Origin of the sequence: Clostridium sp. Marseille-P299, assembly GCF_900078195.1 — a bacterium.
Lineage (GTDB): Bacteria > Bacillota > Clostridia > Lachnospirales > Lachnospiraceae > Lachnoclostridium.
In genome coordinates this window covers 316955-338534 of sequence record NZ_FJVE01000007.1, presented here as the reverse complement: position 1 = coordinate 338534, position 21580 = coordinate 316955, and the positions used below count along the sequence as shown (strand labels likewise).

The 21580-nt window shown below is 32.2% G+C and carries 25 protein-coding genes and 2 tRNA genes; 4 read left to right on the top strand and 23 right to left on the bottom strand.

What is annotated here, in order from left to right:
* Window positions 1-5: 5 nt before the first annotated feature.
* The 5 genes from BN4220_RS09745 to BN4220_RS09725 all read right to left on the bottom strand — a co-directional run bounded on the left by BN4220_RS09745 (window position 6) and on the right by BN4220_RS09725 (window position 4890).
* On the bottom strand, window positions 6-629 hold the full coding sequence (locus tag BN4220_RS09745) for a DUF47 domain-containing protein (protein ID WP_066715712.1): 624 nt from the start codon (window positions 627-629) through the stop codon (window positions 6-8).
* Between the two features lie 91 nt (window positions 630-720).
* Window positions 721-1773: an inorganic phosphate transporter gene (locus tag BN4220_RS09740; RefSeq protein ID WP_066715711.1), complete on the bottom strand. Its 1053-nt coding sequence runs from the start codon at window positions 1771-1773 to the stop codon at window positions 721-723.
* A 63-nt stretch (window positions 1774-1836) separates the two neighbouring features.
* Entirely contained in the window at window positions 1837-3177 is a 1341-nt protein-coding gene (locus BN4220_RS09735; protein ID WP_066715710.1) for a hemolysin family protein, read from the bottom strand.
* A gap of 637 nt (window positions 3178-3814) precedes the next feature.
* Window positions 3815-4345 (bottom strand): acetylglutamate kinase, encoded by a 531-nt coding sequence (locus tag BN4220_RS09730; RefSeq protein WP_066715709.1) that lies wholly within the window; start codon window positions 4343-4345, stop codon window positions 3815-3817.
* Window positions 4346-4458: 113 nt separating this feature from the next.
* Window positions 4459-4890 (bottom strand): hypothetical protein, encoded by a 432-nt coding sequence (locus tag BN4220_RS09725; protein WP_066715708.1) that lies wholly within the window; start codon window positions 4888-4890, stop codon window positions 4459-4461.
* A gap of 879 nt (window positions 4891-5769) precedes the next feature.
* Here BN4220_RS09725 and BN4220_RS09720 point away from each other — a divergent pair.
* Window positions 5770-6135: a winged helix-turn-helix transcriptional regulator gene (locus BN4220_RS09720; protein ID WP_066715707.1), complete on the top strand. Its 366-nt coding sequence runs from the start codon at window positions 5770-5772 to the stop codon at window positions 6133-6135.
* 244 nt (window positions 6136-6379) lie between these two features.
* Here the strand turns inward: BN4220_RS09720 and BN4220_RS09715 are convergent, their stop codons facing one another.
* Together BN4220_RS09715 and BN4220_RS09710 are read right to left on the bottom strand one after the other, a co-directional pair.
* Complete coding sequence (locus tag BN4220_RS09715; RefSeq protein WP_066712010.1) at window positions 6380-7345, bottom strand: IS3 family transposase; 966 nt, start codon at window positions 7343-7345, stop codon at window positions 6380-6382.
* Window positions 7342-8040 carry a helix-turn-helix domain-containing protein gene (locus BN4220_RS09710; protein ID WP_066712009.1) on the bottom strand — a complete coding sequence of 233 codons (699 nt, stop codon included), beginning with the start codon at window positions 8038-8040 and terminating at the stop codon, window positions 7342-7344. Before BN4220_RS09710 ends, BN4220_RS09715 begins: the two co-directional genes overlap by 4 nt.
* 63 nt (window positions 8041-8103) lie before the next feature.
* Between BN4220_RS09710 and BN4220_RS09705 the strand changes: the two genes are divergently transcribed.
* Window positions 8104-8310, top strand: coding sequence for a hypothetical protein (locus BN4220_RS09705; protein ID WP_066715706.1), 207 nt, complete (start codon window positions 8104-8106; stop codon window positions 8308-8310).
* Window positions 8311-8427: 117 nt separating this feature from the next.
* Here the strand turns inward: BN4220_RS09705 and BN4220_RS09700 are convergent, their stop codons facing one another.
* From BN4220_RS09700 to BN4220_RS09650, 12 genes are all read right to left on the bottom strand, one after another.
* Window positions 8428-8937, bottom strand: a complete 510-nt coding sequence (locus BN4220_RS09700) for a type III toxin-antitoxin system TenpIN family toxin (RefSeq protein WP_066715705.1) — start codon at window positions 8935-8937, stop codon at window positions 8428-8430.
* A gap of 640 nt (window positions 8938-9577) precedes the next feature.
* Window positions 9578-9763, bottom strand: coding sequence for a hypothetical protein (locus tag BN4220_RS09695; RefSeq protein WP_066715704.1), 186 nt, complete (start codon window positions 9761-9763; stop codon window positions 9578-9580).
* 189 nt (window positions 9764-9952) lie between these two features.
* Window positions 9953-10822, bottom strand: coding sequence for a sigma-70 family RNA polymerase sigma factor (locus BN4220_RS09690; protein WP_066715703.1), 870 nt, complete (start codon window positions 10820-10822; stop codon window positions 9953-9955).
* Window positions 10823-10986: 164 nt separating this feature from the next.
* The gene (locus BN4220_RS09685) at window positions 10987-11625 is read right to left on the bottom strand and encodes a hypothetical protein (protein ID WP_066715702.1); all 639 of its coding nucleotides are present in this window, start codon (window positions 11623-11625) and stop codon (window positions 10987-10989) included.
* A gap of 993 nt (window positions 11626-12618) precedes the next feature.
* On the bottom strand, window positions 12619-12771 hold the full coding sequence (locus BN4220_RS20060) for a hypothetical protein (RefSeq protein ID WP_156476415.1): 153 nt from the start codon (window positions 12769-12771) through the stop codon (window positions 12619-12621).
* A gap of 21 nt (window positions 12772-12792) precedes the next feature.
* Window positions 12793-13626, bottom strand: coding sequence for a hypothetical protein (locus BN4220_RS09680; protein ID WP_066715701.1), 834 nt, complete (start codon window positions 13624-13626; stop codon window positions 12793-12795).
* Window positions 13627-13797: 171 nt separating this feature from the next.
* On the bottom strand, window positions 13798-14232 hold the full coding sequence (locus BN4220_RS09675) for a hypothetical protein (RefSeq protein WP_066715700.1): 435 nt from the start codon (window positions 14230-14232) through the stop codon (window positions 13798-13800).
* A 66-nt stretch (window positions 14233-14298) separates the two neighbouring features.
* On the bottom strand, window positions 14299-14601 hold the full coding sequence (locus BN4220_RS09670) for a hypothetical protein (protein WP_066715699.1): 303 nt from the start codon (window positions 14599-14601) through the stop codon (window positions 14299-14301).
* Window positions 14601-15101, bottom strand: coding sequence for a replicative helicase loader/inhibitor (locus BN4220_RS09665; RefSeq protein ID WP_066715698.1), 501 nt, complete (start codon window positions 15099-15101; stop codon window positions 14601-14603). Before BN4220_RS09665 ends, BN4220_RS09670 begins: the two co-directional genes overlap by 1 nt.
* Complete coding sequence (locus tag BN4220_RS09660; RefSeq protein ID WP_066715697.1) at window positions 15079-15975, bottom strand: hypothetical protein; 897 nt, start codon at window positions 15973-15975, stop codon at window positions 15079-15081. Before BN4220_RS09660 ends, BN4220_RS09665 begins: the two co-directional genes overlap by 23 nt.
* Before the next feature lie 30 nt (window positions 15976-16005).
* On the bottom strand, window positions 16006-16392 hold the full coding sequence (locus BN4220_RS20485; protein WP_242867775.1) for a hypothetical protein: 387 nt from the start codon (window positions 16390-16392) through the stop codon (window positions 16006-16008).
* 104 nt (window positions 16393-16496) lie between these two features.
* Complete coding sequence (locus tag BN4220_RS09650; protein ID WP_066715696.1) at window positions 16497-16688, bottom strand: helix-turn-helix domain-containing protein; 192 nt, start codon at window positions 16686-16688, stop codon at window positions 16497-16499.
* A gap of 166 nt (window positions 16689-16854) precedes the next feature.
* On the opposite strand from BN4220_RS09650, the gene BN4220_RS09645 reads away from it, so the two are divergent.
* Window positions 16855-17391 carry a helix-turn-helix domain-containing protein gene (locus tag BN4220_RS09645; protein ID WP_066715695.1) on the top strand — a complete coding sequence of 179 codons (537 nt, stop codon included), beginning with the start codon at window positions 16855-16857 and terminating at the stop codon, window positions 17389-17391.
* Between the two features lie 155 nt (window positions 17392-17546).
* Window positions 17547-18854, top strand: a complete 1308-nt coding sequence (locus BN4220_RS09640) for a tyrosine-type recombinase/integrase (RefSeq protein WP_066715694.1) — start codon at window positions 17547-17549, stop codon at window positions 18852-18854.
* 169 nt (window positions 18855-19023) lie between these two features.
* Here BN4220_RS09640 and BN4220_RS09635 read toward each other — a convergent pair.
* The 4 genes from BN4220_RS09635 to BN4220_RS09620 all read right to left on the bottom strand — a co-directional run bounded on the left by BN4220_RS09635 (window position 19024) and on the right by BN4220_RS09620 (window position 21493).
* Window positions 19024-19096, bottom strand: a tRNA-Thr gene (locus tag BN4220_RS09635).
* 37 nt (window positions 19097-19133) lie between these two features.
* Window positions 19134-19207, bottom strand: a tRNA-Pro gene (locus tag BN4220_RS09630).
* A gap of 432 nt (window positions 19208-19639) precedes the next feature.
* Window positions 19640-20509 carry a DegV family protein gene (locus BN4220_RS09625; protein ID WP_066715693.1) on the bottom strand — a complete coding sequence of 290 codons (870 nt, stop codon included), beginning with the start codon at window positions 20507-20509 and terminating at the stop codon, window positions 19640-19642.
* 150 nt (window positions 20510-20659) lie between these two features.
* The gene (locus tag BN4220_RS09620; RefSeq protein WP_066715692.1) at window positions 20660-21493 is read right to left on the bottom strand and encodes a DegV family protein; all 834 of its coding nucleotides are present in this window, start codon (window positions 21491-21493) and stop codon (window positions 20660-20662) included.
* Between the last annotated feature and the right edge of the window lie 87 nt (window positions 21494-21580).

Here is a 21580-nt window from a genome sequence, read left to right as displayed (position 1 = left end):
AGTTCTTATGAATTCTTTAATATGATACTTTCGATATCGTCTGCAACATTTTCACAAGCATCATAGCAAGATTCAAAACAGTTCATAATATCAGACCAAATCATAAGTGTAATTGGATCTTTACAAGTTTGGAATAGATATTTTACACTGCTAGCGTAAAGTCTATCTCCCTCTTCTTCTAAGTGATTTAAATCAATAATTTCTTTTTGGAGAATTGAGGACTTTTTAAAGTTTTTAAATTCAGTAACCATAGTATTAGCACTCTTACAACAACGTACTAATAACTCAGCAAATTGTAAAATTTCTGGTCTTAATTCTTTTACATTATATATATCAAGACGAATTAAAATTTCTTCTACACAGTCTGTAACAGTGTCAATATTTTGAGCTAAGCTAATGATGTCTTCTCTTTCAATTGGAGGTAAAAAGTCCTTAAGAAGATAGCTCATCATATTATGTTTAACGATATCTCCGGAGTGCTCAAGTTCATGCATCTCTTTGATTTTATCTTCTATTTGACTTTGTGAAAAATCCTTTATAATACTATATAACATCTCGGCTGATTGCAAACTAAGAGCTGACTGAGCAGCAAATTCATCATAATAACTATAACCTTTTTTACTCTTCATTACCTTACCTGTACCTTTCAGTTCAATGACTATTTCTTAAAATAAGTAGATTTTAACTATTCCTTATGTTAATTTACACTAAATTCTAATACTAGAATATTCTCATAAATATATGGGCAATAATAAAACCAACTAAACCACAACCTGGGAATGTAAGAATCCAAGCTGCCATCATTTCTTTTACAATTCCCCAGTTAACTGAGGATAATCTCTTGGATGCACCAACACCCATGATTGCTGTTGTTTTTGTATGTGTCGTACTAACAGGAACACCAAACACAGACGAAATTAATAGGCAGATTGCACCGGCGATATCCGCTGCAAAACCTTGATAACTTTCAAGCTTAACCATACCCATTCCAACTGTTTTGATAATTTTATATCCACCAATAGAAGTACCAAGTCCCATTACTACAGAACATAATACCATTAACCAAAATGGAATATGAAAATTAGTTACTTCACTATTCCCATTTGCTAAAAACATACCAAGTAGAAATACACCCATAAACTTCTGGCCATCTTGTGCACCATGCATAAATGCCATAGCAGCACCACCAGCAATTTGTCCACCTTTAAAGAAACGATTTGTTTTAACACGGTTCATGCGTCTGCAAATAAGCTCGATGCATTTTACTGTTACAAAACCAACGCCAAAACCTAATGCAGTGGACATTAAAAGTCCATAAAGAACTTTCACCCATTCTGCACCATTAATTCCTGAAAAACCTCCCTGTAATGCAATTGCTGCTCCAGAAAGTCCAGCGATTAATGCATGACTTTCACTCGTTGGAATACCAAAAGCCCAGGCTGCTATCGCCCAGATAACAATTCCAAAAAGTGCTGCACAAAGTGCAACCAATGCATCCTTAGAGTCTCCTCCAAAGTCAACCATATTATATATGGTCTCTGCAACCGTTGCATTAATCATAGTCATTACTAAAACACCAAAAAAGTTAAAGATAGCCGCCATTAAAATAGCTTTCTTAGGTGATAAGGCTCTAGTAGAAATACAGGTTGCAATCGCATTCGGTGCATCTGTAAATCCATTCACCCATATAACCCCAAGTGTTAATGCTACAATAATTAACAACGCAGGGTTATTTAGTACCTGAATGATAAATTCAGAAAACGAGATATTCATATTTTTCCTCCGTATATCTTTTGTCGTATGAAATATAGAAATAAAACTATGGTACTAGTTTCTTTATTCCATCTTTAATTCCATCTCATGATAGTTGGGCTGTATAATAAAAAGGACTTTATCAATTCTTTTTTCTTTTACTTGTTGAACCTTAAATACATAATTACCAATCTTAATTGTAGGTTTTTCCTTTTCACTTGGGATATGTCCCATATGCTCGACTAACAAGCCAGAAATTGTATCATAGTTAATTGACTGTAATTCGACCCCCAACTTATTATTTAAGTCTTCAATTTCCATACTTCCATCTACAAGATATGAATGTTCATCCACTTGTTTAATTCGTGATTCTTGAACATTACATTCATTCATAACATCACCAATGATCTCAACAACTAAGTCTTCTACTGTAACGATGCCCGAAAATCCGCCATATTCATCGATAAGAATTGCTATATGCTTCTTTGATGTTTGTAATTCCCATAATAGTTCATCTGCATTTTTTGTTATAGGAACGAAATATGGCTCACTTAAAATTTTTCTAATATCAACTTTTTCAAATGAAGATTTTCTTGCTTCTAACATAAAATCCTTCATGTTTAAAACACCAATGATATTATCTCTTTCCCCTTGATAAACAGGTACCCTTGAATACCTGCATTCCAACAATCTATCTAAATATGAATCTAATGGGTCGTCTATGTTAATTGCAAAGACTTCTACCCTTGGCTTCATAACATCTTTTGCTTTTTTATCATTGAACGAGAATATAGAGTTAATCCTTTCTTTTTCTCTAAGATTAAATATACCTTGTTCACTACCTTCTTCAACCATTGCTATGATTTCTTCTTCCGAAACAGTTTCCTCATTGTTCCCTTTATTCATTCCAAATAGCATTAAAACAGCTTTTGTTGAAATTGATAATAACGCAATAAATGGAGACATAATTTTCGAAATAAAGTGTATTGGTCTAACTGTAAATAAACTGAATTTTTCAGCTTTTTGTAAAGCGATTCGTTTTGGTACAAGTTCTCCAAATACCAAAGTGAAATAAGAAAGAATTACAGTAACTACAATCATTGACAACGTATCTGCTGATGGTATTCCTCTTTCTTTTAACCAAGCTCCAAGTAACTGTGAAATACCAGTTGCTGCAGAAGCACTAGAAAAGAATCCCGCAAATGTAATAGCAACTTGAATACATGATAAAAATTTTGTTGAATCTTCTGAAAGGTTTTGAATTAATACCGCTTTTTTATTGCCATTTTCCGCCAATTTTTTAATCTTATTCTTATTGACTGATACAACTGCCATCTCCGCACCGGCAAAAAATGCGTTGACGAGTGTTAATAACACGATTACAAGCAGCTGCATAATAATACTACCCGGCTCAGGGTCGCTCATAACATCTACCTCCTGTTTTTGAACAAATTATAACATTATAAAATATAAAGAACAATATCAGATTAATTTCTTAACATTTTCTTTACATCTTATTAATATTCATTGAATTTTCCACGAATAATATCCATCTATGAATTCCGTATATGATTTCTGTATACGATTTCGTATATGATTTCGTATATGATATCCATCTGTGATTTTCTTCAATGAACTTATTAATTATATCACAAATTTTCAGTTTTTTTAATTATTTATTCTAAATATAATCTTTTTTCTATATTCTCCAAAATGTTAGTCTTATTTTTTATCTTTTGTGTTACTTTTTCCAAATTCTATTCTTTAAAACTTGTACCAAAAGTATTAAGATTTGTAAATACCACATAAAGACAAACAATCCTTTTTGTATGGCCACCACCAACAGTAGAACTTAAATGTTCTATCTTTTGTTTTTTAGATAGAAAATGAATGTTACTTGCTTTTCCTATTTTATAATTTGTTGCGTATAATAGCCACTAATATTTATATTAATAGCTACACATTATATAGAAAACCTATTTATAAAAATGTTACATTGTTTTGTACATTGAATATATAAGTAAATTAGGGGCGTAATATTGTTAATTTCTCCTCATTTCTTCTAAAGCTGAAACTGTTCTATGATTCCTAAGGTCATCATATCTGCCATTTCTAGCGCTTCTTCTTCGATCAATTCAAAATCACTTATATCTTCTTCAAATCTTCCTTGGAGCCTATTTACTGCCTCTTGTTCTGTTAATTGTAAATGGGTATTAAACATATGTTTCCACTCTTCTTCGTCCCAATGTGGATTTATTTTTGCTAAAAAGCTAGCAATTTGAGCTGCATTCTCATACCATTTTTTGCGTAAACTCTCAACTTCCGCATTATTTCCTGCTTTCGCTGCTTTTACAAGATCACCAGCAATCAAAAGATGCTCTGTAAATAAATTTTGAAATTGAATTGCGATATTGTCTCCATAATATTGTCTTAATACGTTAGCAAAATCAACTGGATTCTCTAGTAAACGTTTGGTAACAAGATCAAGATCTTTTAAGTCACTTGCAACACTAATAATAAATGATCTCGTCCACATAATATGCTGTTCCCACAACTTTCGAAATAGGTTCATGAGGTTCACACGTTCATACATGCTTGTTATTCTCCTTAAAAATTCTTATAGGTTATTGTATTCACCTATAAGCATTTCGCTACAAATTAACGAGCAGTAAACTTAAAGGAGTCTACTGCTCATTCTAATACTGCCTACTTATTTTGATTATCATCTAACTTTTGTTTGTATTCATTTTGTGCGGACCTGTATTGATTGATGCGAGCTGTATTCATAAAATGATCTTGAACTCTTAAACTATTAATACCATTCACCGCCTGTATTGCAACATCATCTACTTCTACCTGCCCACTAGCAGCCGTTAAACGGCTTTCCAAACGTTCTCTTTCTTTCATTACACGGACTACTTTTTGATAGTGCATAGGACTTCTTTCTACCAAATAAGACAGCTCATCTTTCGTTAACCTGTTACCTGCACTAAATTTATTAATAATCCGAGTTAACTTTTCATCCAAATAAGAAGGCTGTAGTTTATTAATCTTTTGAATTCTTTCAACTTTCTTTACTTGCTTGAAGATATCATAGGTAGAGGCAAATTCTTTAAAAGAGACTCCATACAATGACATAACTATCACTCCTTAAACTAAATATATCTGGATTTATTTGTTAATATCTATATCGACAAAACCATTATAAATATAACTATTTTTTAATCCAATCTTTTATGTAAAACTTTATCTTGATATACTTCTCCCATTTAAAATATGAAAAATTCATAATAATTTAACTAATTGCACAAACTCTGTTCACAACTTCAAGGTATAATTTAAATATGTAATACAGAAGGTAACAAAAAAGCGCGCACTATTGTTGCCTTCGCCTAAAAATAACGTTGTTTACATAGATTTATTAACCCTCCTCTTTGACCGACAGCAATGTCGGTCTTTTCATTTTACAATGAATGACTCACTCCAATAATTTAAGTGATTGTTTATTATTTCTTATTTTTGTTAATAAGTATGATTGGATTTATTCAAAGAATTGTTATTCAATGGTAAATTGATGAAATCTTAGAAAAATGATTGAAAATGTTGAAAATTTTAATAATTTACTTTCAAAAAAGAATTTTAGAGCTGATTTATTCACACGTAGGCTAATGATTTTAAGATGATTATCCACATTGGACTAGATTTTTTGAAAAATTATCCACAAATAAAGAATTTAAATTAACATCCTTTGGCATAACAATGTTTATAGACTAAAAAAGCACTCTTTTCAGAGTGTTCTATTTTCATAATGAAGCTCAGCTCATTATTAGTTTCTTCAATATTCGATATTTTAAGCGAATGTTTTGATTTTACTATATATCCTGAGTGATGTCAATTATTTTTTTTTGTTATTTGGAAATAATATTCCACCAATTAGTGTAAGAAAATATTAAGATAAACGTAACGTCATTTTTTATTCCTTAGGGGTAATACCTGAAACAGGATGTTTGATTGCTGATGAATAAGAAAGAAGTTAATATTAAGCCTTTTGCTTATGCGATGTCACTAACTGGTGGCAAGTGGAAAATGCATATCTTGTTCTGGTTAAGAAGCAGAGAAGTCATGCGCTATAGCGAATTAAAAAGGGCTCTTGAGGGCGTTACCCATAAAATGCTTAGCAATCAACTTAAGGAACTTGAGAAAGATGGCTTAATTATACGAAACGAATACACCCAAGTCCCACCCAAAGTTGAATATAGCTTATCGGAACTTGGTAAATCTCTTATGCCTATTTTACATGAAATATGTCTCTGGGGACATCAGCATATTGATGAACATATTGAAGGACAGATTAATTCAAGTACACACGACACTAACTTCTAAATTGAAGTACCAATGCGCCCCATGATTGTATTTTCCACTAGACGTGACCGTCTAAGTACGAAAAAAATCGTGTTGACCGTATACTGACCGTCCACATTTAATCCAATTACAACCAGCTTAAGCATATAAACAAAACCGCTAGAATCCAGTATTTAACATTGATATGCTCCCTGTCAAGTAGACAGGCCAAATATCTAAAGTAATGCTCATAAATCAGTCATACGATTTTCGTATGGCTGATTTTTTATGCGCACCACTTTGATTTATATTTCTCAATTCTTTTATTCTTTGCAATCGGATATGTTGTTGGAGTTGCGGAAGCTAACGCTTCAGCCCTTACCTCAGCAGGTGTTTTACAATCATATCTGCTTTGAGGTCGCTCATCTCGATAGAATCGGATATAATCTTTGATTGCATGACGTAATGATAACTCATCTGTTATCTCGTACATTTGATACATTTCTGATTTAATGATTCCCCAAAAACCTTCCGTTGGTCCATTATCAATACAATGGCCAACTCTGGACATTGATTGAATCATTTCGCTATCTTGAAGTTTTCTCTGGAACACCTTATTTGTATACTGAAAGCCTCGGTCGCTATGAAAAATAGGCTTTGCAGTTGAATTAGCATCAATTGCTTTATCAAAGGTTTTGAATACCAGTTGATTGTTGTTTCTGCCGCTTATAACAAATGCAACAGGATAACGATCATAGAGATCTATGATCGCACTAAGATATAGTTTCTTATTGGTTTCAGGAATCTTAAACTCCGTTACATCAGTAGCCCACTTTTGATTAGGCTCTGTTGCATAAAAGTCTCTTGCTAACTTATTTTCTGCTGTTTCTTCTGGCTTGGAAGAATTGTATTTTTTCTTCTTTTTACGAATAACAGAATGGATTCCAAGTTTTTTCATAATACGATGAATTTGTTTCCTTGAATAATGAGTATGATTGAAATGATTGATCCAATCCGTCATTCTTCGGTACCCTAAGATATGAGAAAATCTTTCATCATACTCTTTGATTAATTCTGCGATTTCGATATTAGTTTTTTCTTGTTCTGGTACAATTCTATGTTTCCATTTGTAGAACGCAGCTCTGGCGATTCCAAGCTGTGCACACATCCAGTTGACACTCCAACCCTTGTTCGTATGGAAGTATTCAATAACAAGATACTTTGATTCATGGCGTTGCTTTCCGAGTCTCACATCCCTTCGAATTCTTTCACTTTTTTTAACAGTTCTACCACCATATCTTTTTCTTCAAGCTGACGCTTTAGCCGAAGATTCTCTCTTCGTAATCGTTCTAATTCATCAACTTCATCATCTGTCTTATGTCGACCACGTTTGTCAGTAAGACCTTCTTCACCTGTGGCATCATATTTTTTCACCCAGGAATACACCTGACTGTAAGAAACATCGTAAAGTGCTGCTGTGTCCTTATAATCACGATTGTGTTCAATGCAGTATGTAACGATTTCTTTGCGTTCCTGAATAGTTGTTTTTCGCCTTGCCTCTGCCATATAGACCTCCCGTTTCGGATCGTAATCCTTAAGTTCTCTATTGGCATTATACTTCATAATCCACTGTTTTAGTGTCGAATCAGACAAAATATTATATTTAGCTGCAAGTTCTTCTAAAGATCCTTCTCCACGCAGATATCGTTCGACCATTTCAGTTTTAAACTCTTTTGTATAAGCTTTATTCCCTATTGGATTTTGAAACACCTCAATACCTGAATAGTTATAAAAATGTAACCATTTATGAACAGAACAATTCCTTTTCTTTTCGTTAAAAGGAATATCATATTTTGCACAAATTTCTCGCATTGATAAATTTCCAGATAAATAATCTTCACAAGCACTCGCTTTAGTTTCAGGGGAGTATTTAGCTTTTCTGGACATGAAAAATCCTCCTTAAGTAGATTTTGGTTATTTACCTTGTCTACTTAAGGAGGATCATATCACATGATTCTAGCGGTTTTTCTTGATGTTATAAGAAAGCTGAAAATCGGATTCGAACCGACGACCCCTTCATTACGAGTTAGAAGATTTTCGTTTTATAAAATATTGTTATTTAATAAAACTATTGATTTCACTGCATTTCTTATTATGTATTCTTATGTATCTTATAGCTGTTTTGACTACTATTTTGTAGAAACAGTAGTCAAATAGTAGTCAAAAATTTTGTGTAATTTTTCTTGATTCTATCTCAACGTACTATTTATTCTATTTTATCTTATCTTCGTAGTTATGCATGAAATTTAATAAAAGCACCTAGTTTCTAGATGCTTAATCATTATCTATCATTTCCTTTGTTGGTGCAACTTCTTTTACAGCACTGTTAATACCAAGTTCTTCATGAAAATTATGTAGGGTTGAAAATTTATAATCATAATCCTTTCTTTCCCTATTTTTTTTCGCAGCCTTTATATAACCATTCACATATTTAATTGCAGCACTTTTTATAGTCTCATAATTATCAGTAATGATCTTTAACTGGGAATTAGCTAATCTTTGCTCCTCAGGCTTCTCTATGTATTCATCATCATTAATAATTAACATCTTTCTATAATCTAAACCTGCATTTGGTCTTGTCCTACTCGGTACTGGATAACAAATTTTTAAATTATTTTTAGGTATATCACTTCTTAAAGGAATCAAAATATTATTATCTCTGTACTTAACATTTAAAAACAAATATTGCCTTAATGTTTGCTTTACTATATCTCTTGGATCTAACATTTCTTCTAAATTTTCATTCATCATAAAGAATTGTTCTTTGATAAAAACTACATCCATCTCTTGTTTCTCCAATAATAAATAAAAGGAATATCTTACGACATTCCTTTCTACTTAACTTTCTACGGTTTTTTTTAGCCAAGCACACCGCCAAACGCTTCAACTTTCTATGGTTTTTATTTAGCCGGGATTACCACCAAGCTCCCCAACATTTATTATAATAGGACTAACCTAATATAATCGATAAATATTCTTTATTTGTAATTAGATTTTAGCATAGCAAACATACATTGTCAACACATATCATTAAGTAAATAAATATTTAGCGAAGTAACTAAAAGCAAACTAAACTTATTCATTGTTCATTCCTTATTGCAAAGTTGTACATTTAATTAAATAATTTTACTTCGTTAAATTTAACTTTACTAAAAGAAACTAACTAAAGGAAATCAGCTACCGTCTAAAAATACTGTCATGCAGACTTCGTCCAATTCTTATAAATTTATATTAATTGGTAAATAATATATACTTTCTACATATTATTAAATTAATTTAAATATCAGCAAAGAGGGATATTAAATTATTATAGATAAAACATCCCTACATAGTAAAACACCTTTCATTACTCAATATTAGATTTATTCAGGCTTTATCAGGTCCAACATTGAAATCGAGGATTGCCACTTATGTTTTCTTAATATTACCTTTTTAAATACAGCCTTTCTTCTACATACTTATCAAATTTCTTTAGATCAAATAACCATTTTCCACCACCCGGTGTTTTAAAAGCTGGTGAGTTTTTACTTCTAGCAATTTGTAAAAGCGTATCTCTTTTCCACCCAAGCTTTACTAATTCTGTTATGCTTATTACTCTTCGCTCTTCCAATACAGCCTCCATAATTCTCTAATTTTTATATTATTGTTATTAACCAAAAAAAGAAACTACATACTTTTTACCTTACTAAATGTGTATACTTAGATATTTAATTTAAATAAGAAAATCATAACTATATAAAATTCCCTAATCGCTGAGGGATGCTATGGGATTTCTATGTTTAGACTTATACAGCTTCTTTCAGCCTTTTTCTATTAGTTTCAATGCAGCTCTTTCCGTTGAACTGGTCCATGTATAGTTAAAACTACGTACACTACCACGGTAGGCCATACTTTCAACTAAGTCATAATTATCCTGTAATAATCTTCTCACTCTTGGTACTCTAAGTTTTCTTAAGCATTTATTTTCAATTTGTCGGACTCTTTCTCGAGTAACTCCTAACTTATCTCCAATCGCCTGCAACGTCATATTATTACGATATCTAAGACTAATGACCTCATTTTCTTCTTCACTGATATTGTTATATACAACATTCCATACATCATTTAAATCTTTACCTACAATCCTATATATGACTTCATTTTCTACATCATGGTTACTCGGTATTGCATCACCAAGTGATAGCCCCTCTGTATCCGCTATCACCTCTTCTAGGCTGTCTAAGTTACTAAAGCATGAAATATACCATTTCACATTATTGAGGCTCATTTGGCTAATTCCAAGGCAAGAACATAACTCATTGTCAGATGGTTCTCTTCCTGCTTGCTTTTCAAAAGCATCTACTACTTTTTTATACTTAGTGATCATTTGTCTTAAATCTCTTGGTGCTCTCACCACACCTCCTTGATGTTCTATACATTTCTCCATAGCACGTTGTAACCAAAACCCTGCATAAGTAATAAATTTAACTTCCTTATCACTTTCATATCGTTTGACAGCTTCATACAATCCTATGTATCCCTCTTGCATTAGATCTTCCATGTCAACGTAATTGGAATATCTTCGAGCAATCTTATAAATCATTCCTTTATTCTGTAAATAAAGCTGTTCCATATTTTCACTAACATTAATTTCATTTTGTATTAGTTCTACAAGTTCCTCATTAGACATTCTCTCACCTCATTATGAAATTAAAGCATTAATCTATATACCTCTACTATTAGATTCATAATAAAAAATACTAACATTTACTAACAACTATATCTTAATAAACTTGCATTTCTCAGAATCTAAAAAGCCCCATACACCCGGTTAAGAGCATATGGGGTTATTATTTATTGAATAAGTGACAGATCATCTGCAAATCTTGTATTAACAAAATCGGCCATACTATCCATGGACATAGATGTTGAACTAGTCCCTAAAAATGTATATACGGTATTTATACCTGATACTGTCATTCCATGATTCATTTGTAATTCTACATTATTCTTTAAGTCTCCCAGGAGCTTTTTATTATATTCCCTGTTATCAAGCGGAATAAGTCCTAGAAACTCTAAGTTCTGTGGACTTTTTGAAAGTATGTTCCTAATTGCAGCCATAGCATTGAAATCCTCTTTATAAATATCAATAATATTCTGCATATCTTCTCGATCATGTATAGCCCCAGATTCAATTATCTTGATAACGTTACCTAATCCAATCTGATATCCTGTATCAGCTAACCTACCAGTACTATTTGCTTTCCACTTTTCCAGTAAAGCAGCTAAACCACTATCAATGATTGTAATAGCCTTATCATGATAAAGTTGAATTATTGGTTTGAACTCTTCCATAATTTTTCCAATAGTTCGCTCTCTCCCTATGTCGGTGTAAGCGTCGCTCTTTTGTACCTCTGTAACCTTCTCCTGAACAGTGTTGTACCTGTCCTTAAACTCTTTGAATACCTGAATTAATTCTGATTTCTTGCTCATAACTTTCCTGTCTCCTATTTCCTAAAATTTATTAGTAGTTATCCCTTCACTGTTTTACTAAATTGGACCTTTTCAGCTCTACCCAGTAACTTAGAGCATTTATCTATGGAAAACAGAAAAGGATGAAATAAAAAAAGACGCAAGAACAACGAGTCATCAATTGATGAAATGTCATTCCCACGTCTTACAATAAGACTTCCACTGCCTTAAAGCATTGGGGTACTTAATCTTTATTTGTTATACCTGCATTATAACACATAGAGCAATAGCAATCAATAATTATTTTATTAGACTTAACAATTTATTGCACTATTCTTATAATCTAAAAGTAAGGTTTTGTAAGGTTCTCGTTTATATCCTTAAAGATTTTCCATAAAACGTTCGCATCGCTCCATAAAATATTCGGAACGTTGCAACAATACTTTCATGGAACGTTCGCATCGTAATAATTGATAAACTAACTTATTAGACTATCTTTCCGACTAATCGTGTTTGAATCGTTTGTATTGAAACTGTAGCATTTTGTTTCGTTCGTTTGTTTTGTAACTCACAATTAAATCACAAGTTACTTCAACCAACCTTGTACTAAAAAAATATACCTTAACATTTCTCAACATTATTATACCTAGACAGCTGTAATTCTTAGTATATTTCTTCTCCACGTTATTCCACATACTTATATAATAATTAACTAGTTATTCGAATATCTCATACTATGTTTATCACAAAACATTTCATGAGTTTTGCGAACGTTCGCTTATTTCGTTCGCTTATAAACAGAGTCCATAACTATCACGTAAACACATCAACATTTACCAATATTTTTAATAATAAATTATACGTTCTCTTAACTTTTCCTATCGATAAGGGGCATTATGATAAATTATTATCTTATTCATACGGAAATATTCCATAAATCACACGAATCCTAAAATTGATGAATCCTTGTTTAAGCATTCAATTATAATTTTTTATTATTCTTTCAGTATTGTTTTATACCTCTTTAATTCTTGCTTTAATATATACACGATTGTATCGACCTTGCTTTTGATGCTTACTCCACTTTATAACCACTGGATCCAAGAGTGAAAGAATCGTCTTTAATTCCTGCTCTGTCTCATAAGATACTTTAATATTTACACTCATAAATTACCTCCTTTCTGCAATCTATATATTCCACTGATCTTTTAAACGGTTGACTAGTTTCATTTGTTCCGATGTATCTTTATCAGGATTACTATCTGGATGAAACTTTCTTGATAAAATCTTATAGAACTCCTTCAGATACGTTTTATCTACTTCATTGTAGTTACCTTGACTTGAACTACAGTAACTACTTGAATTATTGTTGTAGTTACTGTAATACCCTTGCTGATAACTACGATTTCTTTCTTCATACTCTTTTCTGAATTTGTATTCTCTCTTAATTTGTTCTAACGCTTCTGAATTACGCAATGTCCCAAATACATCATAACATCTATCATATTCGTTACTATCACTACTTAAATCATACTTACAATTAAATTTACTCTTTTCCTCTCTGTACAACTTAAGAATTCTCTCATGTTCTTCATGTGTCTTATATTCTTCCGTCTGTTTGAACTCTTCTTCAATCTGACTTACCAATGGCCCAATCTTCTGTTCAACTAGCTCATATATGTATTCCGTAGACACATTTAATTCCTCTGCTACTGCTTTTATTTTTCTATCACAATCTTCATATAAGCAAAAATAGTTATCTGCAATATCATAATAACCTACAGTAGTTAATACAAATTGTTTTTTCTTAACTTTTCCATTTTCCCTATAACTATGATGAATTGAAATCTTATAGGCCTTTCTAATATTCCGTTCAAAGTAATTATCATAACTATAGCGATAACTCCAATAACTCATATCTTGTCCATGAAAAGACATTTCATAGTATACTGCTATTAATTCTTTCGAATATCCCTTTCTTGGTAGTTTCTTTCGTTCTATTGTTTGAATAACACAATACATTATCGCCTTGTAGTTACTGCAATGCGTTAACCAGTAGCTACTTTCCTCACTTTCACTTGTTATCAATACTTTTGCTTTAATTTAATTGAAGTAATAAATTATTTTATTGCTAACCTTGAATTAAATTGGCTACGTAATTTCAATTTAGGTTCATAATAAACTTGACTATACTCATACCGTTGCCTTCTTTCTTCTAGCCCTCTCTGCCCTTTTACCTTCAATTACACCTAGATTAAAGATATTTAAACGTCCTATAAATGAACCATTGCTTAACTTAAATATTGCTTCTATAACGTTATATTTATCTTCTGTAAAACCCTGTTGTCTAATCATAAACCAGTCATTAGCATACCGCTCTTCTAACTGTTTTCTCTCTTCTTGCAATGCCTTTTCTCTTAACTCTTTTTCTTTTCTATCTTTTTCTAGCTGTTCTTTATACACAATATCACGCTGTTCCGCTTCTTCTTTAAGTTCTTGTGTCAATTGCTCAAATGATATTTTTATATAATCTGGATTCTGCAATAAATCTTTTAGAATCTCATTGGCTTTAACTTCTCCTTTTTCATTTAGACAAAAAAGAAGTCTAATATTTTCTTGTAAATCCATCTATATATTCTCCTTCTACTTGCACCGGAGACTAATCTATGCTATGATAAGCATAGAATCTCGGCTTTACTGATGGGTTGTCGAGTTACATGCTCTTGTTGATGTTGCCGCATCATCAAGAGTTCTTTTATATCTAATTACAGTTTCATTTCCATTACTATCCTCAACTATGTATCCATATGGGGTATATTCAATCCTCATACAATCTAATTGCTCATTGCTACTGTTATTAAATTGTGTTCCTATGAGTAATTTTCTCATTGCTGCTCTTCTTTCAAGCACTTCATCTCTAGAAGCTTTCCTAGCATTATAATTATTAACCCCCACACCTTCTACACGCCATTTTATAAGCTCATGACAATGGTCCACTAATTCTTCACCACCCTGTCCTCAATCCCTGCGATATTTGGATTAGCGTTAGTTCCATAATCTATTTCTGCTTTAAATACTGCATACGACTCCTTGAATTCTCTTCTTAATGAATTTAAATTGTTTGTAGTGCAGATTTCTCTAAAACCTCCAATGGCTTTTACTGCTCGTTTGGTGGTATCATCTAATTCTTCCATGGCTTCCCTAGCTCCATATGAACCATATTTTCTAACTGAATGTATGACCTTTTCCCATGCCTGGTCCCATGGAATTACTTGTACCTGGTTCTCTTTGCTACAAGCTTTTATGATTGCTGCTATTGATGGTGGGTATTCATTATTTCTCACATATCCTTTCATAGCAATACAACAAGCCTTATAATCTAAATCCTTTAATTCTCCATACCATGTCTTGATTGCTTCCTGCGTAGGTAGAAAATTGCTATTTGGATATGCTGTCTTTAAATACGCCACAATATTACCGAATTCCTGTATACTCATTCATTACCGCCTCCATATTCCTTACAAATTCATCTTGTATCTGTTGTCCTTTGTTAACAGATTTTAAAGTTGTTATGCCCAATTTATCTTTATAATTGCCTTCTAGAACCTTAAGCATATTAACGTCTTTAATTAACCAGTCAAAATTAGCACTCCAATTACGATCATTGGAACCTTTTAAAAATTTACTACTCTCTGCCATTTCAAATAGATTTTGAAAATCAGCCAAGCTATAAACTTTTAGTCTTGCCCTAATAGCTTTCTTACGTGCATCAGATAGTTTCGTTACACGTGGAAACGAAATGCATATTTCGTTATACATATCAGCGACACGCTGATAATCATTTATGGTACTTTCATAAAATGGTAAGTCTTGAATTTCCCCCTCTTCCTCTTTGATATCTATTGTTAATTCTTTGTTATCCTTTGTTATATCTTTGTTGTTTGTATGCTCTTGTGATGCTCGACTGCTTTTCGACTGCTTTTCTTGTGATGCTTCACTGCTTTCTTCTTGCTGTTCTTCTGATTTTTTACTGCTTTCCACATCTTGATAAACACTGTAATTTACTATCGTTATAGTGCTTTTTTTGCTATCCGTTTTTTTTACAATCATTCCATCACTTTCTAACAGTTTTAAAAAATTTCTTACACGAGTATTTGACCACCCCCACTTTTCTCCTAGCTTACGTTCAGATGTAATAAAACTACCTCTTTTTACATTTACCATTTCACTTCCTAGAGGAAATTTATTATCCTTATAATTAGCAGCGAGCAATAAATCAAACCAAGCACTTCTCACATCGAATGGCTTTTCTTTAGACCATATCCAATGATCTTGTATCTTCCTATCTAAAGCTATCCAACCTTTTCCCAATTTATCACCTACTTACAATATGTACTATATTCACTCCATTACCTTTCTTAATTTGCCATACGCTTGTACTGTTTCTACTTGCTCTTCTCTAACATCATTGTTCAAGTAATCAATAAACTTATCTAAATTAATCAAAACCTTATTACCAGCATGAACAACAGATATCTTCTTTTGTTTAATTAACCTTCTGAGCATATACTCATTCACTGGTGTTTCAGGATCCTCTTGCTTAAAGTATTCTACTGTAGCTTTAACCGTCCTCATTCTTACTTGTGATTTCTTGGAAGCTTGTGCACTCTCACAAGCGTTTATAATCTCATTATGCCGATTGATAAACTCTTGACTTCCAACTCCTAGCCTGTTTTCTTCACTAGTTAGAAGATTAATCATCATTTGTTTAAACTCTTCATTCGTCATGTTCTATTCTCCTTTCTTATATTCTTTGTAACTTTTAGATCTTCCAATAAATAAGATTACTTTTACTTAGTCAGACTGATCAGTAAACGTTTATAAAGCTATAATTAATCCTCAATCAACTCTGTTACGTCAACATTTAAGACTCTTGCTATTTTACCTATTGTAGCGGGCTTTGCATTGTGCTTTAACATTCGCTGATATGTTTGATAAGATATATTTGCTGAATCACATAAATTTTTTGGATTCATGCATGAATTAGCCATAGCAATTAGTAATTTTGACTTTTCTATTCTCAATTTATAACCTCCTTTACAACTTATCCTATGGCTAATTATATACACATAAGTATATGTTGTCAATACTTAAGTGTATATTATTTTGCTTTTATTAGCTTTTATAATATTTTGTTGATATTTTGTTATATCAGTGTTAGAATATAAACATCTAAAGGAGGTTGTACTAATGGGATTAGAATTATTTAGTCAGAGAATCAAAGAATTACGGACTAAAATAGGAATTACACAAAAGGATTTTGCAGATGCAGTACATATAACTACTGCAACATTATCATCATATGAAAATGGTATTAAAAAACCATCACTATCAGTATTAGCTGATATTGCTGAACGTTATACCGTATCTATTGACTGGCTATGTGGGATGAGTGATATTATGGATCCTGGTGATACTTTTCGTATGTATTCAGATATTATCAGAACTATAATAAAAATAGCAGATTCGATTACCACTCATGTTATAAGCGAAGAGATTAATCCGATATTGGATGCCACTGGAATAGGATTTGAAGACGATGTAATGAAAGACTTTTTTTCGGAATGGATAAAAATGAAAGATCTATATTATAGCAATGTAATTGATGAAGAAGTTTATAAACTTTGGATAGAAAAAACATTAACAAAGTACAATAAAACGATACAACCATGCAATTGGAAGGACTTGCCAGGATCTAAAGATAGCGAAATACCCTTTGACAAATAAAAACAGCCCTAGTGCTACCAACACTAGAGCTACTATAAAAATGACACTACTAACCCTAAGGTTAAATAGTACACCCTTCAAACAAGTGTATTATACCACGACCTTTATTAAATTGCACCTAAAAACAGGTGTTCTATTATGAAAGGAAGTATATAATGGCATCTATCAGAAAAAGAGGGAACTCATATCAAATAACAGTATCTAATGGTTATGATGTATCTGGTAAGAAGATATTAGAAACCACAACCTATACACCTGATATAACTATGACACCTAAGCAACAGCAAAAGGCTCTGGAAACATTCGTGTTTGAATTTGAGCAGAGAGTAAAGAATGGTAAGGTTTTAAAGGGTGAAAAGATTACACTAAAAGAATTTATTGAACAATGGATGAAAGAATACGCTCTGACACAATTAGAAGAAACCACTATCGATCATTATCAGCATCAACTCGACACGAAGATTATCCCTGCTCTTGGACATATTAAATTAAACAATCTTAAGCCTTTGCACTTGCAAAGTTTTTATAATAATCTTCTGGAAGATGGTGTACGATCTGATGGTAAGTCTGGAGGTTATAGCTATAGTTCAATTAAAAAAATACATGCTATATTAAGCAGTATCCTATCAACAGCAGTTCAATGGCAAATTATAGAATCAAATCCTTGCGACAGAGTATCCCCACCCAAACAAAGCAGCAAAGAACAAAATATAAAACACTTCACCCTAGAACAAGCTGAAACGTTCCTAAATGCCCTTAATATAGACTATGTGACTACTTATAAGGCTCATACTAGAATAGATGATACAGGCAAAAAATACAAAGTTCCAGAGTATACCGAAAGTAGGAGCATACCTACACAATTCAAAGTTTTTTATAATATAGCAATTTTTGGTGGACTAAGAAAAGGAGAAATCCTTGCCTTAACTTGGGATGATATAGATTTCAACAATAATAAAATTCAGATAAACAAGAGTACTGCGTATGCAAATGGTAAAGTTATTACAAAGGACCCAAAAAATTTAACTTCAAATAGAACTATAAAGCTACCTAAATCGGTAATAGAATTAATTAAACAGCATAAGCTTGAACAAATGGAATACCGCCTTTCCTTAGGTGATCAATGGATAAATGGTAACTACTTGTTCACACAATGGAACGGAAAACAAATGCATCCATCTACACCGTACCATACTTTCAAGGATATTATTAACAAATATAATAAAACAGTTAACAATGATTCCGAAAAATTACCAGAGATACCTTTACATGGATTACGTCATACGTCAGCAACGCTATTAATAGCAGACAACATTGACATTCGAACTGTTTCTGCAAGACTTGGCCATGCACAGACAAGTACTACAATGAATATATACGCTCATGCCTTAAAAGAAACAGATGAAAAGGCTGCTAATTCATTGGAAGATAGACTGATTAAAAAAAGCACAAAACTAAGTTAAATACTTTAGAAGTCTCATACTATCATGGGGCTTCTTTTATTATCTTGTAGTAGTTTTTTAATTAAATAGTAGTCAAACAGTAGTCAAAGACGAAAAAAGCACTCTTTTCAGAGTGTTTTTATTTTTCATAAAATCGCTATAACTATTGATTTTACTACCTTTTTTATAAAGCTGAAAATCGGATTCGAACCGACGACCCCTTCATTACGAGTGAAGTGCTCTACCGACTGAGCTATTTCAGCATATTACTTGATTTGTACACCTTTAAAAATGCACTCATCGAGGCGACAAGATTCGAACTTGCGGCCTCTGCGTCCCGAACGCAGCGCTCTACCAAACTGAGCTACGCCTCGATAATCTAATCGAAAACATAAGCTATGTCGCTAAAATATTATGCTCCTTATTTTTTTAATTGTCAAGTATATTTTGCCAATTAATTTTCTTCAAACACGAAATAAAACATCAAATTCACTATACTTTTACCTATTTTATAATATGCAATCCAATAAAAATATAATAGTTTTATTAGGTAATAACAATTAAAAATTAAACTAAACCAGCACTTGAAATTGTAAACTCAAGTACTACTTGATTTACTATATTGCTTTCGTAGAACAAGAAAAGGCTGTCATTAAATAGATTCCTATATGCAATATCTTCTGGTTTTTCATAAAAATCAGAAGAACATTAATAAACATATAATATCTATTCTTTGACAGCCTTTTATTAATTACATATTAATTACTAACTTTATACGTCCGCAATTTCTAATAATCAAAAAGTCTTTATCGATTCTCGCCCATAAAGCAGATACCAAGTGCTCCTGGACCAGAATGCGCTCCTATACTTGGACTTATGGTATTTACAAGAATATTATCACGGTTTAACTTTTCTTTGATTAAGTTAACAACGAAATCAGCGTCTTCTTTCGCATCACCATGAACGACACAGATTACATCATTACCGTCTTTGTATTTACCCATACGAGCAATCATATTATCTACTAATGTAATAAGTGATTTTTTTCTACCTCTACAATTAGATAATGATACTAAAGCGCCTTCATTATTTACATAAAGTATTGGTTTTACATTGATCATCGTTCCTACAATTGCTGTTGCCTTAGAAACACGGCCGCCTCTATGTAAGTGGAATAAGTCATCAACTGTAAATTGAACACAGAACTCAAGTTTATGCTCTTCTATCCATGAAACGATTTCGTCTATGCTTTTTCCTTCTTCTTTCATTTGAATGGCTTTCATAATAACCATTCCTTCTCCTAAAGAAGCATTTAGTGTATCAATCACAACGATTTTTGCGCCTGGATTTTCCTCACAAATTTCTGCAGCACCTACTGATACGTTACTATATCCACCGCTAAGTTCCGATGAAAAACTGATATGTAACACATCAAGGCCTTGATCTACATAATTTTGGAATACTTCACGTATGACTGCTGGATTACTTGCCATTGTTGTAGGCATTAATCCTTGACGCATTTTATCGTAGAACTCTTTTGCAGATAATAAATTATCTTCGCCGTAAGTAACCCCCTCTAGGTCATAGTAATGAGAAATAATCCCAATCCCTTTTTCCTTAATATAAGACAGTGGTAAATCCGAGTTTGAGTCTGTAGTAATTACAAAATCTTTCACTATCCTAGCTCCTTTCCTATACGGAATGTTGTTTATAATTAAAGTGAATATAATCGAAGATAATCTAAAAAATTATTCCTCGCTCTATTCACTTTAATAATTCTATTCTATCATATACATTAAAACTCTACAATAAACAGCTCAATAAAATTAATAGCTAATTACAATTCCACCATCATTAGCATATAAACTTGCAATACCACTAGTATCTGCAATAAAACATTTAGCAAACGGTATACGTTTTAAAATCTCTTCTTTCACAAATAACGCACGTTCATAGTTATTACAATGAGAAATCCCAAGAATTCTGTTTTTTGCATCTTTTACATCTTCTTCAACGTATTTAATCATTTTAAGTAATGCTCTCTCAACACCACGTGCTTGATCTAATTTAATAATCTCACCGTCGTCATCGCCCATAATTGGCTTAATGTTTAATGCACTGCAAATTACCGCTGTAAGATTACTTAAACGTCCATTCTTACGAAGATTATCTAAGGATTCAAGTACAAACTTTGTATGCATTGTATCGCGAAATGCATACACTTGCTCTACCGTTTCCTTAAAACTAGTTCCTTTTTCTAATAACTCTTTTAACTTATAAACAAGGACAGTCTGGCCCGCAGATGCTGATTTTGAATCAATAATTTCTATATTTTTATTAGGATGTTCCTCTAAATATAGTTTTTTAGCTAATTCAGCACTATTATAAGATCCACTAAGTTTTGAAGATAATGTAATAACATAAATATCATCTGCACCTTCAAATGCATTCATATAGCTTTCAGGAGATGGGCAAGAAGATTTTGGACATTCTTTACTTGCAGCCATTTTTCTTAAAAACTCAAGTTGATTAAATGTACTATCATCTACGAAAATCTCATCATCTACTTGCATTGATAAAGGAACTAATTGAATATTTGCATCATTTTTTAATTCTATTGGTAAATCGGTGCAACTATCACCGACAATTTTATATGACATAATAATCCCTCCTGTAATCATTTTTATTGTGATTATATCTATATTATATCGTTTTACGTTGTCGTATAACGTAGTATTTAAAACCAT

What these genes read in the sequence shown, in the direction of transcription:
- BN4220_RS09745 (WP_066715712.1), bottom strand. Translation starts at nt 629, where the DNA reads ATGAAGAGTAAAAAAGGTTATAGTTATTATGATGAATTTGCTGCTCAG.
- BN4220_RS09740 (WP_066715711.1), bottom strand. Translation starts at nt 1,773, where the DNA reads ATGAATATCTCGTTTTCTGAATTTATCATTCAGGTACTAAATAACCCT.
- BN4220_RS09735 (WP_066715710.1), bottom strand. Translation starts at nt 3,177, where the DNA reads ATGAGCGACCCTGAGCCGGGTAGTATTATTATGCAGCTGCTTGTAATC.
- BN4220_RS09730 (WP_066715709.1), bottom strand. Translation starts at nt 4,345, where the DNA reads ATGTATGAACGTGTGAACCTCATGAACCTATTTCGAAAGTTGTGGGAA.
- BN4220_RS09725 (WP_066715708.1), bottom strand. Translation starts at nt 4,890, where the DNA reads ATGTCATTGTATGGAGTCTCTTTTAAAGAATTTGCCTCTACCTATGAT.
- BN4220_RS09720 (WP_066715707.1), top strand. Translation starts at nt 5,770, where the DNA reads ATGAATAAGAAAGAAGTTAATATTAAGCCTTTTGCTTATGCGATGTCA.
- BN4220_RS09710 (WP_066712009.1), bottom strand. Translation starts at nt 8,040, where the DNA reads ATGTCCAGAAAAGCTAAATACTCCCCTGAAACTAAAGCGAGTGCTTGT.
- BN4220_RS09705 (WP_066715706.1), top strand. Translation starts at nt 8,104, where the DNA reads ATGATTCTAGCGGTTTTTCTTGATGTTATAAGAAAGCTGAAAATCGGA.
- BN4220_RS09700 (WP_066715705.1), bottom strand. Translation starts at nt 8,937, where the DNA reads ATGGATGTAGTTTTTATCAAAGAACAATTCTTTATGATGAATGAAAAT.
- BN4220_RS09690 (WP_066715703.1), bottom strand. Translation starts at nt 10,822, where the DNA reads ATGTCTAATGAGGAACTTGTAGAACTAATACAAAATGAAATTAATGTT.
- BN4220_RS09685 (WP_066715702.1), bottom strand. Translation starts at nt 11,625, where the DNA reads ATGAGCAAGAAATCAGAATTAATTCAGGTATTCAAAGAGTTTAAGGAC.
- BN4220_RS20060 (WP_156476415.1), bottom strand. Translation starts at nt 12,771, where the DNA reads ATGAGTGTAAATATTAAAGTATCTTATGAGACAGAGCAGGAATTAAAG.
- BN4220_RS09680 (WP_066715701.1), bottom strand. Translation starts at nt 13,626, where the DNA reads ATGTATTGTGTTATTCAAACAATAGAACGAAAGAAACTACCAAGAAAG.
- BN4220_RS09675 (WP_066715700.1), bottom strand. Translation starts at nt 14,232, where the DNA reads ATGGATTTACAAGAAAATATTAGACTTCTTTTTTGTCTAAATGAAAAA.
- BN4220_RS09665 (WP_066715698.1), bottom strand. Translation starts at nt 15,101, where the DNA reads ATGAGTATACAGGAATTCGGTAATATTGTGGCGTATTTAAAGACAGCA.
- BN4220_RS20485 (WP_242867775.1), bottom strand. Translation starts at nt 16,392, where the DNA reads ATGACGAATGAAGAGTTTAAACAAATGATGATTAATCTTCTAACTAGT.
- BN4220_RS09645 (WP_066715695.1), top strand. Translation starts at nt 16,855, where the DNA reads ATGGGATTAGAATTATTTAGTCAGAGAATCAAAGAATTACGGACTAAA.
- BN4220_RS09640 (WP_066715694.1), top strand. Translation starts at nt 17,547, where the DNA reads ATGGCATCTATCAGAAAAAGAGGGAACTCATATCAAATAACAGTATCT.
- BN4220_RS09620 (WP_066715692.1), bottom strand. Translation starts at nt 21,493, where the DNA reads ATGTCATATAAAATTGTCGGTGATAGTTGCACCGATTTACCAATAGAA.